11 protein-coding genes and 1 pseudogene are annotated in these 16339 nt (G+C 68.9%); 7 read left to right on the top strand and 5 right to left on the bottom strand.

Features of this window, described 5'->3' with window-relative positions; all coding sequences use genetic code 11:
* The first annotated feature begins 194 nt into the window (after positions 1 to 194).
* Together ABZ321_RS01755 and ABZ321_RS01760 are read left to right on the top strand one after the other, a co-directional pair.
* On the top strand, positions 195 to 983 hold the full coding sequence (locus ABZ321_RS01755; protein ID WP_344503231.1) for a hypothetical protein: 789 nt from the start codon (positions 195 to 197) through the stop codon (positions 981 to 983).
* A 239-nt stretch (positions 984 to 1222) separates the two neighbouring features.
* Complete coding sequence (locus tag ABZ321_RS01760; RefSeq protein ID WP_344503232.1) at positions 1223 to 3292, top strand: S8 family serine peptidase; 2070 nt, start codon at positions 1223 to 1225, stop codon at positions 3290 to 3292.
* 233 nt (positions 3293 to 3525) lie between these two features.
* On the opposite strand, the gene ABZ321_RS01765 is transcribed toward ABZ321_RS01760, so the two are convergent.
* From ABZ321_RS01765 to ABZ321_RS01775, 3 genes are all read right to left on the bottom strand, one after another.
* Positions 3526 to 6375: a vitamin B12-dependent ribonucleotide reductase gene (locus tag ABZ321_RS01765; RefSeq protein ID WP_354888559.1), complete on the bottom strand. Its 2850-nt coding sequence runs from the start codon at positions 6373 to 6375 to the stop codon at positions 3526 to 3528.
* A 65-nt stretch (positions 6376 to 6440) separates the two neighbouring features.
* Positions 6441 to 6989, bottom strand: coding sequence for a transcriptional regulator NrdR (gene nrdR / locus ABZ321_RS01770; protein WP_344503234.1), 549 nt, complete (start codon positions 6987 to 6989; stop codon positions 6441 to 6443).
* 266 nt (positions 6990 to 7255) lie between these two features.
* Positions 7256 to 7564: a LysM peptidoglycan-binding domain-containing protein gene (locus ABZ321_RS01775; protein ID WP_344503235.1), complete on the bottom strand. Its 309-nt coding sequence runs from the start codon at positions 7562 to 7564 to the stop codon at positions 7256 to 7258.
* 410 nt (positions 7565 to 7974) lie between these two features.
* Between ABZ321_RS01775 and lexA the strand changes: the two genes are divergently transcribed.
* Entirely contained in the window at positions 7975 to 8655 is a 681-nt protein-coding gene (gene lexA, locus ABZ321_RS01780) for a transcriptional repressor LexA (protein ID WP_344503255.1), read from the top strand.
* A gap of 696 nt (positions 8656 to 9351) precedes the next feature.
* Here the strand turns inward: lexA and ABZ321_RS01785 are convergent.
* On the bottom strand, positions 9352 to 10560 hold the full coding sequence (locus tag ABZ321_RS01785; RefSeq protein ID WP_344507731.1) for a DUF349 domain-containing protein: 1209 nt from the start codon (positions 10558 to 10560) through the stop codon (positions 9352 to 9354).
* Positions 10561 to 10793: 233 nt separating this feature from the next.
* On the opposite strand from ABZ321_RS01785, the gene ABZ321_RS01790 reads away from it, so the two are divergent.
* Genes ABZ321_RS01790 through dapF form a run of 3 tightly spaced genes read left to right on the top strand, consistent with a single transcriptional unit; the run spans position 10794 to position 13184 of the window.
* The gene (locus tag ABZ321_RS01790; RefSeq protein ID WP_354888974.1) at positions 10794 to 11426 is read left to right on the top strand and encodes a hypothetical protein; all 633 of its coding nucleotides are present in this window, start codon (positions 10794 to 10796) and stop codon (positions 11424 to 11426) included.
* Positions 11423 to 12328 carry a tRNA (adenosine(37)-N6)-dimethylallyltransferase MiaA gene (miaA, locus tag ABZ321_RS01795; protein WP_344507733.1) on the top strand — a complete coding sequence of 302 codons (906 nt, stop codon included), beginning with the start codon at positions 11423 to 11425 and terminating at the stop codon, positions 12326 to 12328. The genes ABZ321_RS01790 and miaA overlap by 4 nt, the downstream gene beginning before the upstream one ends.
* Positions 12329 to 12332: 4 nt before the next feature.
* Positions 12333 to 13184: a diaminopimelate epimerase gene (dapF, locus tag ABZ321_RS01800; protein WP_354888565.1), complete on the top strand. Its 852-nt coding sequence runs from the start codon at positions 12333 to 12335 to the stop codon at positions 13182 to 13184.
* A gap of 140 nt (positions 13185 to 13324) precedes the next feature.
* On the opposite strand, the pseudogene ABZ321_RS01805 reads toward dapF, so the two are convergent.
* A pseudogene (locus ABZ321_RS01805) lies at positions 13325 to 14725 on the bottom strand (NAD-dependent malic enzyme); the annotation flags it as partial.
* Positions 14726 to 14838: 113 nt separating this feature from the next.
* Between ABZ321_RS01805 and hflX the strand changes: the two are divergent.
* The gene (hflX, locus tag ABZ321_RS01810; RefSeq protein ID WP_354888568.1) at positions 14839 to 16236 is read left to right on the top strand and encodes a GTPase HflX; all 1398 of its coding nucleotides are present in this window, start codon (positions 14839 to 14841) and stop codon (positions 16234 to 16236) included.
* Positions 16237 to 16339: the final 103 nt, after the last annotated feature.

Raw genomic sequence — 16339 nt, forward strand, 5'->3', positions numbered from 1 at the left:
GATCTGGACCGACGGCGGGTACGGCCAACGCGGTTCGACGCTCAGACGACTGGTCGGCTCATGCGAGCAGGAACCGGGTATCGGTTACCCGGCACTCTCTGCCGAGAGGGCGTCGACTCGTGACGCTTTCCACCCGGAACGAGTTCCAGGGCTCGACGTAACAGCGCATCTGAACAGGACAAGGAGACGCTCCGATGACGACAACTGCGCAGAACCGTGTCGAAAGTGAAATTCGGAATTCTCTGTCCGAATCGGGGATCGATTCACTCGACGCCCTGGTGAGACGGCTCGCGAGTTCGCCCGCCGCTCAGCCCGCCCACGAAGATTACCTGCCCATGACCGAAGAGTCCGACCGGAATTCATCTCCGGAGGAGCCGCGGCCGCCGAAGCCGCACCGCCCTCCGGAGATGAACCTCGTCATCGACGGTGAACATCACGACCCGGCCGTAATCGCTGAATTCAATGGACGTGCATTGTATTCAACGCCAGGGTTCGACGCAAAGAGAGAGCCGACCCTTTACAGTTTCACGACCCGAGCATCCCTCCATGACCATCTGGTGAATACGCGCTACGATACCCTGCGCAATGCGCGTCCCGAGACCGCACGGAGGCGCAACGGGGCCGTCCTTACCGGTGCAGATGACATCGGAACGAGCAACCCGGACTCGCTGCCAGAGATCTCATACTACTTCGAGCACGAAAGTAGGCAGGGTGATTGGCTACAGAATGGACCCGGGCGCGGCTGGAGCAATCTGAAGCTGGTAGGGCGCGGATTTCTGAACCTGGGGGACTGGGACAACATCATTTCCTCCGTGGACTGGTGCCGCTGGGACGTCTCTCTATTCGATTGGCCCGGATTCCGCGGCGGTGCCCTCCCCAATTCAGAGCTGTACCTCCGCGCCGGACGAACGACCTACCACCTGTCCGAGCTTGGATGGAACGACCGGGCTTCGTGTACGGCGAACTGGGGAATCCGAGGGTAGCGATATTCCGCCACCAAGCTCGCCTTGTTGCCGAAAGTTAACAGCGGAACGAAGCCCGGCGATCGTTCGGCTTGACCAGCCGTACGGAATCACAACCTCGCCGACTGTCCTCATGCTACGACCGCACAATCATGAGATGGCGGCCTTGGTGTCCGTTTGCCGCCGACAGCGACGATCCGACTATTCGCACGACTGCCGGTCCGCCTTAAGGCCTCGCCCGTACCCAGAAGGGACTGCGAATGGCGCGCATCACCATCAACGGAATCTCGCTGGACCCACTCGCCCAGGCGCACCTGCTCACCGCCGCCGGCCTTGCCGCGCCGGACGCCGCACGCTCGGACTACGTCCTCGTGCAGACCGCGGCGCCGCTGACGGGAACGGAGAAGGCCCAGCTTGCCGATCTCGGCGTAGAGATCCAGGAGTACGTGCCTGAGGACACGTACCTGTGTCGCTTCCGCCCAGCCGACCTTGGACCGGTACGCTCACTCCCGTTTGTCACCTGGGCCGGTGTCTACATGAAGGGCTTCAAAATCCCGGCGGCGTTACGTGGTGCCCAGCCCGCTCCCGCCGGTGCGATCCTGCCGGAGCCCAATGGGCACGGGCCGTCCCGCAAGCCGCACACCGTCGACGTCGTACTGCACCGGGGCGTGGATGCGATGTCCGAGCAGGTGCGCAATGACGTCGCCGCGGCAGCAAGAGTGGACCCGGCCGGTTTGCGGCCCGGCGACCGCAAGGTTCGGGTGACCATCGAAGAAGGACAGTTGGACGAGCTGGCCTCACTGGATGAGGTACGCCAGATCGAGCCCGTGCCCGAGCGGCAGCTGTTCAACAACATCGCTCGCCAGATCGTCAACGCTGACGTGCTTGTCAATGGTACGGCGTACCAGGGTGATGGGGAGATCATCGCGGTCGCGGACACAGGATTCGACCGCGGGTCCACAACGAACGTGCATCCGGCCTTCAACGGACGAGTGAAGAAACTCTATGCCCTCGGTCGGACCAATCCGGCCAGGACCGACGACCCGCACGGGCATGGGACGCATGTGGCCGGCTCAGCCTTGGGCGACGGCCACTCGGCCACCATGGGTGGCGCGATCCTCGGCACCGCGCCGATGGCGGAGTTGGTACTCCAGTCCACACTCGACTCCGCTGGAAGACTGGGCGGGCTGCCGGTTGATCTGCACGACTTGTTCCGGCCACCGTATGACAACGACGGTGCCCGGGTGCACACCAACTCCTGGGGCGCCGTGGAACCCGGGTTGCCGTACGATGCGTCAGCCTTTGAGATCGACGACTTCGTATGGAACAACCAGGATATGGTGATCTGCTTCGCAGCCGGCAACGACGGCCGGGACGGCAATAGCAACGGGGTGGTCGATGCGGGCTCGATCGGCTCGCAGTCAGCCGCCAAGAACTGCATCACGGTCGGGGCGAGCGAAAGCCAACGGCCATTCGCGCCGACGTACGGCGAGTTCTGGCCCGGCGACTTTCCGGCCGACCCGCTCAACTCGGATCAACAGGCTGACGATCCGGATGGCATGGTCGCGTTCAGCAGTCGTGGCCCGACCAAGGAGCTGCGATCCAAGCCGGACGTGGTGGCTCCGGGCACCTGCATCCTGTCGGCCTTGTCCCGCAAAGTGACGTCGCCTCCGACGACATTCGGGCCATCGTCAGACCCGCTGTACTTCTTCGACAGCGGCACGAGTATGGCCACCCCGCTCGTTGCCGGGTGCGCGGCCGTGCTGCGCGAGACACTCATCAAGAACGGTACGCCCAAGCCATCAGCCGCTCTGGTCAAGGCGCTACTGATCAATGGTGCGGTCGAACTGTCAGGCCAGTACTCACCGACCGAGGCCGGACCGTCGCCCAATAACAACTCCGGCTTCGGTCGCGTAAACCTGGCCAACTCGTTGATCATTCCAGGTCCGAACCCGGATGGTGGTTTCGGAGAGGGTGGCCCACTGGAGCAGGGCGATGAAGACGGCATCACGATCGATATCCCAAGGGAGCCGCCGCACCGACCCGGGACGCACGTGCCCACCGCTCCCGGCGTGAACTTCAAGATGACGCTCACGTGGACGGATCCACCCGGACCCGCCCTGCAGAACGACTTGGACCTCATCGTGGTTGCGGCGGACGGCAGCGAGCGGCACGGCAACATGGGAACGTCAGCCAAGTTCGACCGAACGAACAATGTCGAGCAGGTGCTCTGGACGAATATGCCTCCTGGGCAGGCGACGATCACGTTCCGCGCGTTCCGGATCACCCAGGTTCCGCAGCCTTACGCCTACGCCTGGCGGATCACCTGACCTGACGGCTGAGTCGTGCTCGATGGGTTCGTTGACCTTGATGGTGTGCGGCACGGGCTCGGGTCCTCCTTCGGTCAGGTGTCGTTGCCTGCCGAACCCAGGTCGTGTCCGCGTCCTGAGCAACGGAAAGTCCCCCGGACGGTAGCGCCCGGGGGACATCCCTTGGTCAGACTCGCCGATGCCTCGTTGATCTCAACGTGCCCCTGGAGGGGACACACTGAGAATGGTCACACTCAGCTGCAGCCGCTGGTGGAGCCGCAGCCCTCGCACACGTAGCAGCTGCCGGCGGGGCGCATCTTCGTGCCGCAGGTGAAGCACAGCGGCGCGTCGGCGGCCTTGCCCTGGACCAGTTCGAGCAGCTCGGTCGACGAGCCCACCTTGCGCGGCGCCGGCGTCTCGACCTCGACCGGCTTCGCCACCGGCTTCGTGGTGGCCGCGACCGGGGCGGAGTTGCGCATCTCGGTGAGGTCGACGTCCGGCTCGCCCGCCTCGGCCCGCAGCTGTGCGGCCCGCTCGGCGCTCGTGAGGATGCCCAGCTCCGAGCGGGTGTCGAAGTCCAGGAAGTCCAGCGCCAGCCGCCGGAAGATGTAGTCCATCACCGACGAGGCCAGGCGGATGTCCGGGTCGTCGGTCATGCCCGCCGGCTCGAACCGCATGTTGACGAACTTGCTGACGTAGGTCTCCAGCGGGACGCCGTACTGCAGGCCGATGGAGATCGCCACGGAGAAGGCGTCCATGACGCCGGCCAGGGTCGAGCCCTGCTTCGACATCTTCAGGAAGACCTCGCCGAGGCCGTCGTCCGGGTACGACGACGCGGTCAGGTACCCCTCGGCGCCGGCGACGGAGAACGACACGGTCGAGCTGGGGCGCTTCTTCGGCAGCCGCTTGCGGACCGGGCGGTACTCGATGACCTTCTCGGTCTTGACGACCTCCTGCACGACGGGCGCTTCCGCGACCGGCTCTTCCTTCTTCGACTTGCTGACAGCCGACAGGGGCTGGCCGACCTTGCAGTTGTCGCGGTAGATCGCGAGGGCCTTGAGGCCGAGCTTCCAGCCCTGGAAGTAGATCTCCTCGACGTCCTCGACGGTGGCCGCCTCCGGCATGTTGACCGTCTTGGAGATGGCGCCGGAGATGAACGGCTGGATCGCCGACATCATCCGTACGTGACCCATGGGGGCGATGGTCCGCTCACCCATGGCGCAGTCGAAGACGCTGTAGTGCTCGGCGCGGAGGCCGGGGGCGTCGACGACGTGGCCGTGCTCGGAGATGTGCTCGACGATCGCCTCGACCTGCTCCTCCTGGTAGCCCAGGTTGCGCAGGGCGCGCGGGACGGTCTGGTTGACGATCTGCATCGAGCCGCCGCCGACGAGCTTCTTGAACTTGACCAGCGCCAGGTCCGGCTCGACGCCCGTGGTGTCGCAGTCCATCATCAGGCCGATGGTGCCGGTCGGGGCGAGGACGCTGGCCTGCGAGTTGCGCCAGCCGTGCCGGGCGCCGATCTCGTTGCCCCGGGCCCACTCCGCCGTCGCGGCGACCTTGATGGCCACGTCGACCCCGCCGACGGTGGTGATGGCGTCGTTGGCCGTGGCGTGCTGCTGCATGACCCGCTGGTGCGGCAGGGCGTTGCGGGCGTAGCCGTCGTAGGCGCCGACGATCCCGGCCAGCTCGGCCGAGCGCCGGTACGCGGTGCCCGACATGAGGCTGCTGATCGTCGCGGCGACCGCGCGGCCACCGTCGGAGTCGTACGCGAGGCCGCTGGCCATGAGCAGCGCGCCGAGGTTGGCGTAGCCGATGCCGAGCTGCCGGTACGCACGGGTGGTCGCGCCGATCTTCTCGGTCGGGAAGTCGGCGAAGCAGATCGAGATGTCCATCGCGGTGATGACGAACTCGACCGACTTGACGAACTTCTCCACCGCGAACGAGCCGTCGGCGTTGAGGTACTTCATCAGGTTGAGCGAGGCGAGGTTGCAGCTGGAGTTGTCCAGGTGCATGTACTCGCTGCACGGGTTGGACGCGGTGATCCGCCCGGTCTCCGGGCAGGTGTGCCACTCGTTGATCGTGTCGTCGTACTGGATGCCGGGGTCGGCGCACTCCCACGCGGCCTGGGCGAGCTTGCGGAAGAGCTCACGGCCCTTGACCGTCGACACGACGCTGCCGTCGAGGCGGGAGCGGAGCGCGAACTCCGCGTCTTCCTCGATCGACTGCATGAACTCCGCGGAGACCCGGATGGAGTTGTTGGCGTTCTGGTACTGGACGCTGACGATGTCCTTGCCGCCGAGGTCCATGTCGAAGCCGGCGTCGCGCAGGGCGCGGATCTTGTCCTCTTCGCGCGCCTTGGTCTCGATGAACTCCTCGACGTCCGGGTGGTCGACGTCCAGGATGACCATCTTCGCGGCGCGGCGGGTCGCGCCGCCGCTCTTGATCGTCCCGGCGGACGCGTCGGCGCCGCGCATGAAGCTGACCGGGCCGCTGGCGGTGCCGCCGCTGCTGAGCAGCTCCTTCGAGGAGCGGATCCGGGACAGGTTCACGCCCGAGCCCGACCCGCCCTTGAAGATCAGCCCCTCTTCCTTGTACCAGTCGAGGATGCTGTCCATCGAGTCGTCGACGGCGAGGATGAAGCAGGCGCTCACCTGCTGCGGCGACTGGGTGCCGACGTTGAACCACACCGGCGAGTTGAAGCTGAACACCTGGTGCAGCAGCATCCAGGTCAGCTCGTGGGCGAACACCTCGGCGTCGGCGGACGTCGCGAAGTACCCGTGGTCCTCGCCGGCCTTGCGGTACACCGTCACGACGCGGTCGATCAGCTCCTTCAGCGACCGCTCGCGGGCGTCGGTGCCGACGGCGCCGCGGAAGTACTTGGTGGTGACGATGTTCGCCGCGTTCACGGACCAGAAGTCGGGGAACTCGACGCCGCGCTGCTCGAAGTTGATCGAGCCGTCGCGCCAGTTGGTCATGACGATGTCGCGACGCTCCCACGTCACCTCGTCGTAAGGGTGGACCCCCTCGGTCGTCCACACCCGCTCGACGCGCAGGCCCTGTGCCTCTTTGCGCGACGCTGCCTTGGTCTTCGTCTCCCCCGCCATCCGCGGCCCCCTCATTGTCTTCGGTGGTGTTCTGGTTCGTGTCTCGTCGCTTGTACTGGCGCCGCTCAGCCGACCGGTTCGGCGGCGCGCTCCCCCTGTGGCGGCGCCGCCTGGTGCTGCGGGGCGCCCTGTGCGGTGCTCTGGTGCTGTGTCGCGCTGGCCGGGCGGTTCGAGGCCGCGCGCAGCGACGCGATCTCACGCTCGAAGTCCTGCAGCGAGTCGAACGATCGGTAGACGCTCGCGAAGCGGAGATACGCCACCTCGTCGAGCTCCCGCAGCGGCGCCAGGATGGCGAGGCCGACCTCGTGGCTCGGCAGCTCGGCGGCACCCCTGGCGCGCACGGTCTCCTCGACCTTCTGCGCGAGGACGGCGATCGCGTCCTCGTCGACCGGCCGGCCCTGGCAGGCCTTCCGGACCCCGGCGACGATCTTGCTTCGGCTGAACGGCTCGGTCACTCCGCTGCGCTTGACGACCGCGAGGACGGCCTCCTCGACGGTGGTGAACCGCCGACTGCACTCGGGACAGGACCTCCGCCGGCGGATGATCTGGCCGTCCTCGGCCTCCCGGGAGTCGACCACCCGGGAGTCGGCGTGGCGGCAGTACGGGCAGCGCATGCGATGGCCTTCCAGTCTACGTCGGATATGTCCTGACAAAACGCACGCGAATGCCCAACGGTCGGCCTTGGATGCTGGCCTCCGCTGGTTCTTCACCGTAAGTAAGGGTGATTGCCGAATCCACAACCTGTGGACGACTTACAGCCCTGTAACTACTACATCTAGGGGTAGACGCTATGCCTGACCGCTACGTGGACGCAAGTTGAACGGAGATTTCCGCCCCCTGCGTGTCGCGGCTCTCAGTGGCCGCAGCACATTTGTCCTGATCAGCGCTGCCGGGGCAGGGTAAGCCGCTGTCCGGCGTCGACACTGTAGCCGTCCAAGTTGTTGAGACGGCGGATCTCCTCCATGGTCGCGTCGCGCCCACGGCCCCCCGCGTGACGGGTCGCGATGTCCCACAGCGTGTCGCCCGGCTGCACGATCACCACGGGCGCCGGTCCCGGCTGGTCGGCCGCCTGCCCGGGCACCGCGACGAGCGTGAACAGCCCGCCGGCGACCACCAGCAGCAGACAGAAGAGCACGACACGGCCGCGCCGGGTGAGCCGGATGGGTGGGTTTCGCGGGTGCTGTCGCATCTCAGCCCTCGATTCCGTACAGCCGTTCGATCGAACGGACGTACGATGGTCTACCAGAGCGGGAAGACCCGAGTCCAGCAACACGCCGAAAAATCGGCGCGCCACGTAGTACAGATGTTTGAAACTGTCACACCTCGGCGATACGGTGATCCACACACGATCGAGACGATTGATCGGGATACCCGAAATTTGCGACAGCCGGCGCCGTCACACCCGGTGGCGGTCAGGTGGCGGGCCCCTCAAGGCCCGTCCGCACCCGCGGCCTTCCCACCGCGGGTGCCAACAAGAGGGAGGACGACGTGTCAGCCGACGACCGCACCGACGAATCCGCCGAATCCGCCGAGGTCACCGCGATCGGCAGCGGCAGCAGCCGCCGGGCCGGCACCCGCCGCCGCGGAGGCGAGCCGGAGATGCGCGCGGTCACCGCGGTGGTCAGCGCCTTCCCCGACCTGTTCGCCGCCGACCTGACCGTCCGCCAGCGGCGCATCCTGGAGTTCATCCGCAGCGCCGTCGACCGCAACGGCTATCCCCCGAGCGTCCGCGAGATCGGCGAGGCCGTCGGCCTGGTCTCCCCCTCCAGCGTCGCCTACCAGCTGAAGGAGCTGGAGCGGAAGGGCTATCTGCGCCGCGACCCCAACCGTCCCCGCGCCGTCGACGTCCGCCCCCCGAGCGAGCTCGTCGCCGTCGACGAGGAGGCCGAGCGCGCCGCCCGCCCCGCCCCCGCCTACGTGCCGGTCCTGGGCCGCATCGCCGCCGGTGGCCCCATCCTGGCCGAGCAGGCCGTCGAGGACGTCTTCCCTCTCCCCCGCGAGCTCGTCGGCGAGGGCACCCTCTTCATGCTCCAGGTCAAGGGCTCCTCGATGATCGAGGCCGCCATCTGCGACGGCGACTGGGTCGTCGTCCGCCAGCAGCCGACGGCCAACAACGGCGACATCGTCGCCGCCATGATCGACGGCGAAGCCACCGTGAAGACCTACCGCAACCGCGACGGCCACGTCTGGCTCATGCCGCAGAACCCCGCCTTCGACCCGATCGAGGGCGACCACGCCACCATCCTCGGCCGCGTCGTCACCGTCGTCCGCCGCATCTGACCTCCCTCCCCCTTCCCGCACCACCCCGCCTCAGGGCCCGCCCAGCCACCCGGCTGAGCGGGCCTTCGCCTTGCTCCCCTTCGTCTCCGCTCCCCCACCTACAGCCGCCCTCTCTCATGATCCCGAAGACTTGTTGTTGCCTGAGCGACCAAAACCCTTCCGGATCACGGAAAAACCCCGCCCGGGCCGGCCAGCACCCACCACACCCCGCCGACCACCGCGGGACATCACCACCCCGGCACACGAGCAGCCCACCCTCATGATCCCGAAGACTTATTGCCGCCCAAGCAACCAAAACCCTTCCGGATCACGGAAAACCCCGTCCGGGCCGGCCAGCACCCACCACACCCCGCCGACTGCCGGGGGACATCACCACCCCCACATGCGAGCAGCCCACCCCTCATGATCCCGAAGACTTGTTGTTGCCTGAGCGAGCACAACTCTTCCGGATCACGGAAAGAGCGCCTGCCGGTCAGCATCCACCGACACCCCGCCGCCAGCGGCACCTCGGCAGGCAAGCGGCCCGCGGAGCCATTTCTCGTGATCCGGAAGACTTATTGCTGCTCCGGCGACCAGAAGTTTTCCGGATCATCGCGGGGGCATAAACGACGTTGACCACTACACGCCGCGGCGTGTAGTGGTCAACTTTCTATGTCGGACGGGCTCGGGGGCCCGTCACTGGAGAAGTCTCGAGGGTCAGCCGGTGTGCTCGGCCATCGCCAGGAACTTGCGCTTGCTCTCCAGAGCCTTCTCGGCCTCCTTGATGCGGCGCTGGTCGCCGGCGGCCTGGGCCGAGGCCAGCTGCTGCTCGGCGCGGGCCACCTGCTCCCGCATCTGGGCGAGCAGGGGGCTCGCCTCCGGCGGGGTGCGGCGCCAGGCGGCGTCCATCGCGGTCTTCACCTTGTCCTCGACCACCCGGAGGCGCCGGTCCAGACCGGTCTGCGCCTCGCGGGGCACGCGGCCGACCTCGTGCCAGGCCGCCTGGATGTCGCGGAGCTTCGCCTGGGCACCCTTCGGGTCGGCGTCGACGTCGAGCGCCTCCGCCTGGACCAGGAGGGCCTGCTTGGCGTCCAGGTTGCCCTTGAACTCGGCGTCGCGGGCGCTGAAGACCTCGCTGCGGCGCTTGAAGAACGAGTCCTGGGCGGCGCGGAACCGCTCCCAGAGCTTCTGCTCGGTCTCCTTCGCGGCGCGGGGCGCGGTCTTCCACTCGGTCATGAGCTCCTTGAGGCGGGCGGCCGTCGCGTTCCACTCAGTGGACTCGGCGATCTGCTCGGCCTCGACGACGAGCTCCTCCTTGCGACCCTGGGCCTGCTTGCGGCTGGCGTCGAGGGTCGCGAAGTGGGCGCCGCGGCGGCGGGTGAAGGCGTCGCGGGCTGCCGCGTACCGCTTCCACAGCTCGCTCTCGGCCTTCTTCTCGACGCCGTGGATGGACTTCCACTCGTCGAGGATCTCCTTGAGGCGGTCGCCCGCGGTCTTCCAGCCGGTCGCGTCGGCCGCGATCTGCTCGGCCTCCTCGACCAGGGTGGTCTTGCGGGTGAGCGCCTCGGCGCGAGCGGCGTCGCGGGCCGCGCGGGCAGCGCCTGCCTTCTCCTCGGCGATCGAGGTCAGCTTGTCGAGGCGGGCGGCGAGCCCGTCGATGTCGCCGACCACGTGGGCCTCGTCGAGGCCGCTGCGCAGCCGCTTGATGGTGGACAGCGACTGGCCGGCGTCGGCGGCGCCGCTGCCGAGGCGGGCCTCGATCAGGTCGACCTCGGTCATCAGGTCGGCGAACCGGCGGGCGAAGTGGGCAAGGCCCTCCTCCGGTGTGCCGGCCTGCCACGATCCGATGGCCCGCTCTCCGGCTGCCGTCTTCACGAAGACGTTGCCGTCAGCGTCGATCCGTCCAAACGTCGTAGGCTCGCTCATCTGCCATCCTCGCTCCCGGCGTCCGTGGGATCGGGTATCCCACTGTCACGCCGCCATCGCACAGCAAAGTTCCCCAGGGCATTCTCACAGGTGCGCCCCGGGGGCGGTCGAGGGCCTGCGGCCGAACCGTGACCATTCCGGTGCCGAACGGGCCGCAGGATGCCACAAAGACCGTCCCCGATAACGTTAAGACCGTGCCACTCGTCGCCGCCGCCGTCTGCCCACATCCGCCGATGCTCGTGCCGGAGGTGGCCGCGGGGGCCGCCGGGGAGCTCGACGAGCTGCGGGCCGCCTGCCGCGTGGCGGTGGCGCACCTGTCCGGCGCCGAGTCCCTGGTCGTGGTCGGTGCCGACACGTCGACGGTACGCCGTGAGCCACCGTTCGGGGGGACCCTGGCCCCGTGGGGCATCGACAAACGGATCGGCGAGGAGACCAGTAGCCCCCTGCCGCTCAGCCTGCTCATCGGCGCCTGGCTGCTCCAGGACGTACATTTCGGAAATATCCAGTTCTACAGCGTCGCCGCCGACGCGACCCCCGGCGAGTGCGCAGCACTGGGGCAGCAGCTGACCAGTACCGACGCCGCGCTCTTGATCCTCGGAGACGGATCCGCGTGCCACGGCGAGAAGTCGCCCGGCTACGACGACCCGCGGGCCGAGGGCTTCGACGCGGCCGTCGCCGACGCCCTCGCCAAGGGTGACACCGCGGCCCTGCTCGACCTGGACGCCGCCCTCGCCATCGAGCTGCTCGCGGTCGGCCGGGCGCCGTGGCAGGTCCTCGCGGGCGCGGCCGGCAGGCCTGAGACGACCGAGCTGCTGCACCGCTCCGCCCCGTACGGCGTCGGCTACCTCGTCGCGAGCTGGCGGTGACCCGGGTCGTCGCGGTCGTCGGCCCGACCGCAGCCGGCAAGTCGGCGCTCAGCCTCCGGCTCGCCCACGAGCTCGGCGGCGAGGTGGTCAACGCGGACTCGATGCAGCTGTACCGCGGCATGGACATCGGCACCGCGAAACTTTCCGTCACCGAGCGTGACGGGGTGCCGCACCACGTGCTGGACATCTGGGACGTGACGGAGCCGGCGAGCGTCGCGGTGTACCAGCGGCTCGCCCGCGCCGCGATCGACGACATCGCCGCCCGCGGACGGGTTCCGCTGCTGGTCGGCGGCTCGGGCCTCTACGTGCGGGCCGTGCTGGAGGACTTCGACTTCCCGGGCACGGACGCGGCGCTGCGGGCGGCGCTCGAGCAGGAGCTCGCCGAGGTGGGCCCGGAGGCGCTGCACGCCCGGCTCAGGAGCACCGACCCGGAGGCCGCGGAGCGCATCCTGCCCGGCAACGGCCGCCGGATCGTCCGCGCGCTGGAGGTCAACGCGCTGACCGGCACCACGTTCACCGCACGCCTGCCGTCACAACCGCGTCCCGTGTACGAGTCGCTGCAGCTCGGCGTGGACGTCGACACGGCGGTGCTCGACGAGCGCATCGAGGCGCGGGTGGACACGATGTGGGCGGCGGGGCTGGTCGACGAGGTGCGCGCCCTGGAGAAGGTCGGCCTGCGCGACGGCCGGACCGCCGGCGCCGCGCTGGGCTACAAACAGGTATTGGACCACTTTTCCGGTTTGTCGGATGAGCCGGAGGCCAAGGCCGAGACGGTCCGGGCCACCAGGCGGTTCGTCCGGCGGCAGCGGTCATGGTTCCGCCGGGATGACCGGATCGTGTGGCTCGATGGTGGTGCTGGTGACATCACTGCGACGGCGCTGGAGCTCGTGCGGCAAGATTGACGCCATGCGCTTCGCCAAGGGACATGGAACGGGCAACGACTTCGTCATCCTGCCCGACCCCGACGGCGTGCTGCCGTTGACGCCCACGTTCGTCGCCGCGCTCTGCGACCGCCGGCGGGGCATCGGCGCCGACGGCGTCCTGCGCGTGGTCCGCAGCGCCGCCCACCCCGACGCCGAGGCGTCCGCGGGGACGGCCGAGTGGTTCATGGACTACTGGAACGCGGACGGCTCCCAGTCCGAGATGTGCGGCAACGGTGTGCGCGTCTACGCCCGCTACCTCGCCGAGGCCGGCCTGGTCGCGCCGGAGGGGTCGTTCAACCTGGTCACCCGCGCGGGGGTGGTGCCGGTCACCATCGGTGAGGAGATCGCCGCCGGGATGCCGATGCCGCGGGTGTACGTGCAGAGCGAGGCCACCAGCGAGGGACGCGTGTTCGAGGGCACGGCCGTGGACGTCGGCAACCCGCACCTGGTGTGCCCGGTCGACGAGCCGACCCTGGAGCGGCTCGACCTGAGCCACGCCCCCGGGATCGATCCGCTGATCTTCCCCGCCGGCGTCAACGTCGAGTTCGCCGCGGCCGGGTCGCCTCCGGCCGGCGCCGACCTGTACCGGCGGATGCGCGTCTACGAGCGCGGCTCCGGCGAGACCCAGTCGTGCGGCTCCGGCGCGTGCGCGGTGGCGGCGGTCGCCCTCGAGCACGCCGGCCTGGAGACCGGCGTGGTCGTCGTGGACGTGGCGGGCGGCCGGCTGACGATCACGCAGACCGGCTCGGAGTTCCTGCTCGCCGGGCCGGCCGTGATCGTCGCGCACGGTGACGTCGACGCCCAGGCGATCCGGCAGCTGGCCCCGACCTTCTGACCCCGCTCCGCCGGCTCCGCGGCCGTTGAGCCGGCCCAGGGGCGGTTCGCCCCGGGCCGGCCCTGGCGGCCTTACGGCTGCTCGACGGGCGTCGGCTCCGCCTCCGCCGCACCGTCGACGGTGCTGTCCAGGTGGACGCCCTTGGCGGCGGCCCTGACGGCGGCGGCGACGGCCGGGGCGACCCTCGCGTCGAAGACGCTGGGCACGATGACGCTCGGGTTGAGCTTGTCCTCGCCGACGGTGTCCGCGATCGCCTGCGCCGCCGCGATCGCCATCGCCTCGGTGAACTCGCGCGCCTGCGCGTCGAGCATCCCGCGGAAGACGCCCGGGAAGGCGAGCACGTTGTTGATCTGGTTCGGCTGGTCGGAGCGGCCGGTCGCGACGATCGCCGCGTGCTCGCGGGCCTCCCGCGGGTCGACCTCCGGGTCGGGGTTGGCCAGGGCGAACACGATCGAGCCGGGCGCCATGGTCGCGATGTCGTCGCCGGTGAGCAGGTTCGGGGCGCTGACCCCGATGAACACGTCGGCGCCCCGGAGCGCGCCCTTGAGGTCGCCCGAGTAGCCGGACTTGTTGGTGTTGTCGACGAGCCACTGCCACGCGCCCGACAGGCCGGACATGCCGCGGTGCAGGGCGCCCGGCCGGTCGGTGGCGATCACGTCGCCGACGCCCTGGTGCAGGAGCAGCTTGATGATGGCCGTGCCGGCCGCGCCGGCACCGCTCACGACGACCCTGATGTCACCGATGGACTTGCCGACCACCCGCAGCGCGTTGGTGAGCGCGGCGAGGACGCAGATCGCGGTGCCGTGCTGGTCGTCGTGGAACACGGGGATGTCCAGCATCGCCCGCAGCCGCTCCTCGATCTCGAAGCAGCGGGGCGCGGCGATGTCCTCGAGGTTGATGCCGCCGTACGCGGGGGCGATCGCCCGCACGATCGCGATGATCTCCTCGGTGTCCTGGGTGTCGAGGGCGACCGGCCACGCGTCGACGCCGCCGAACCGCTTGAACAGCGCCGCCTTGCCCTCCATGACGGGCATGGCGGCGGCCGGGCCGATGTTGCCGAGGCCGAGCACGGCGGAGCCGTCGGTGACGACCGCCACCGTGTTGCGCTTGATGGTGAGGCGGCGGGCGTCGTCCGGGTTCTCCGCGATCGCGAGGCAGACCCTGGCCACCCCGGGCGTGTACGCCCGTGACAGCTCGTCACGGTTGCGCAGGGCGACCTTCGGGGTGACCTCGATCTTACCGCCGAGGTGCAGCAGGAACGTGCGGTCGGACACCTTCCGCACGTCGACGCCGTCGAGCTTCTCGAGGCAGGAGACGACCTGCTCGGCGTGCGCGGAGTCGGCGGTGTCGCAGGTCAGGTCGACCACGACGGCGGTGCTGTCGGAGTCGACTACGTCGACCGCGGTGACGACACCCCCTGCCTCGCCGACCGCGGTGGTGAGGCGCCCGATCGCCGAGGCGTCGGCACGGACGGAGACACGGATCGTGATTGAGAACCCGGCGCTGGGCAATCGGTGCGTGGCAGTCGTCACGTACCCCATTCTCACTCGCACGTTCACCCGGCGGCGCACCGGGACATATCAAGTGCCGTATGGCCGATGAAGTGTCACGATTGGAGGGTTGTACTGATCGACTTTAGGAGAACATGTTGCGAGTGACTGCCGCAGAATCCTGGGATCTCGCCGAGGACGGCGACGGCCTGGAGCTCGAGGAGCGGCATGCGCTTCGCCGTGTCGCAGGTCTGTCGACCGAGCTCGCCGACGTCACCGAGGTCGAATACCGCCAACTGCGCCTCGAGCGGGTCGTGCTCGTCGGGGTGTGGACCGAAGGCACCGCCACCGACGCCGAGAACTCCCTCGCGGAGCTCGCCGCGCTCGCCGAGACCGCCGGGTCGCAGGTCCTCGACGGGCTGATCCAGCGCCGCAGCCGGCCTGACTCCAGCACCTACATCGGCTCCGGCAAGGTCGACGAGCTGCGGGCCGTGGTGCAGAGCAGCGGCGCCGACACCGTCATCTGCGACGGGGAGCTGTCCCCCTCGCAGCTGCGGACCCTGGAGGCGAAGGTCAACGTCAAGGTCATCGACCGGACCGCGCTGATCCTGGACATCTTCGCCCAGCACGCGAAGAGCAAGGAGGGCAAGGCCCAGGTCGAGCTCGCGCAGCTGCAGTACTTCCTGCCGCGGCTGCGAGGCTGGGGTGAGGCGCTGAGCCGGCAGGCCGGTGGCTCCGCCAGCGGCAACGGCGGCGTGGGCCTCCGCGGCCCCGGTGAGACCAAGATCGAGACCGACCGGCGCCGGATCCGCACGAAGATCAGCCGGCTCAAGCGCGAGATCGCCGCGATGGCGACGATCCGCGACACCAAGCGCGCCACCCGGCGCCGCAACCGGGTGCCCAGCGTCGCGATCGCCGGGTACACCAACGCCGGAAAGTCGAGCCTGCTCAACCGGCTCACCGGCGCCGGCGTGCTGGTGGAGGACGCGCTGTTCGCCACCCTGGACACGACGACCAGGCGGTCCCGCACCGACGACGGCAGGCTCTACACCCTGTCGGACACGGTCGGGTTCGTCCGGCACCTGCCGCACCAGCTGATCGAGGCGTTCCGCTCCACGCTCGAGGAGGTCGCCGAGGCCGACCTGGTCCTGCACGTCGTGGACGGCTCGCACGCCGACCCCGAGGAGCAGGTCCGCGCGGTCCGCGAGGTGCTCGCCGAGGTGGGCGCCGACGCCGTGCCGGAGCTGCTCGTCGTCAACAAGATCGACGCCGCCGACGAGGAGACCCAGCTGCGGCTGAAGTCACTCTGGCCGGACGCCGTGTTCGCCTCCGCGCGCACCGGCTCGGGCATCGACGCGGTCAAGGCCGCGCTCGAGCAGCGGCTGCCGTGGCCGGCGATCGAGCTGACCGCCGTCGTGCCGTACGAGCGGGGCGACCTGGTCGCCAGGGTCCACACCATCGGTGAGGTGCTGGAGACCGCCCACCTGGCGGAGGGCACGCGGATCCGGGCGCGGATCAATGACGCCCTTGCAGCGGAGTTGGCCCCATTTGCCGTGAAGTAATAGGTTTATCCGATCACTGCGAGTGAGAGCCGGACCGGGCGCACCCACATCTGGTCCGGCTCTGCCAAACTTGTGCGATGCGACAGCGGGTGGGCCTGGCTTT

The sequence above is a fragment of the Dactylosporangium sp. NPDC006015 genome (genome assembly GCF_040614215.1).
GTDB classification, from domain to species: domain Bacteria; phylum Actinomycetota; class Actinomycetes; order Mycobacteriales; family Micromonosporaceae; genus Dactylosporangium; species Dactylosporangium maewongense.

Excerpts from the sequence above, each read along its gene's own strand:
- ABZ321_RS01755 (WP_344503231.1), top strand. The coding sequence starts at position 195 with ATGACGACAACTGCGCAGAACCGTGTCGAAAGTGAAATTCGGAATTCT.
- ABZ321_RS01760 (WP_344503232.1), top strand. The coding sequence starts at position 1,223 with ATGGCGCGCATCACCATCAACGGAATCTCGCTGGACCCACTCGCCCAG.
- ABZ321_RS01765 (WP_354888559.1), bottom strand. The coding sequence starts at position 6,375 with ATGGCGGGGGAGACGAAGACCAAGGCAGCGTCGCGCAAAGAGGCACAG.
- nrdR (WP_344503234.1), bottom strand. The coding sequence starts at position 6,989 with ATGCGCTGCCCGTACTGCCGCCACGCCGACTCCCGGGTGGTCGACTCC.
- ABZ321_RS01775 (WP_344503235.1), bottom strand. The coding sequence starts at position 7,564 with ATGCGACAGCACCCGCGAAACCCACCCATCCGGCTCACCCGGCGCGGC.
- lexA (WP_344503255.1), top strand. The coding sequence starts at position 7,975 with ATGCGCGCGGTCACCGCGGTGGTCAGCGCCTTCCCCGACCTGTTCGCC.
- ABZ321_RS01785 (WP_344507731.1), bottom strand. The coding sequence starts at position 10,560 with ATGAGCGAGCCTACGACGTTTGGACGGATCGACGCTGACGGCAACGTC.
- ABZ321_RS01790 (WP_354888974.1), top strand. The coding sequence starts at position 10,794 with ATGCTCGTGCCGGAGGTGGCCGCGGGGGCCGCCGGGGAGCTCGACGAG.
- dapF (WP_354888565.1), top strand. The coding sequence starts at position 12,333 with ATGCGCTTCGCCAAGGGACATGGAACGGGCAACGACTTCGTCATCCTG.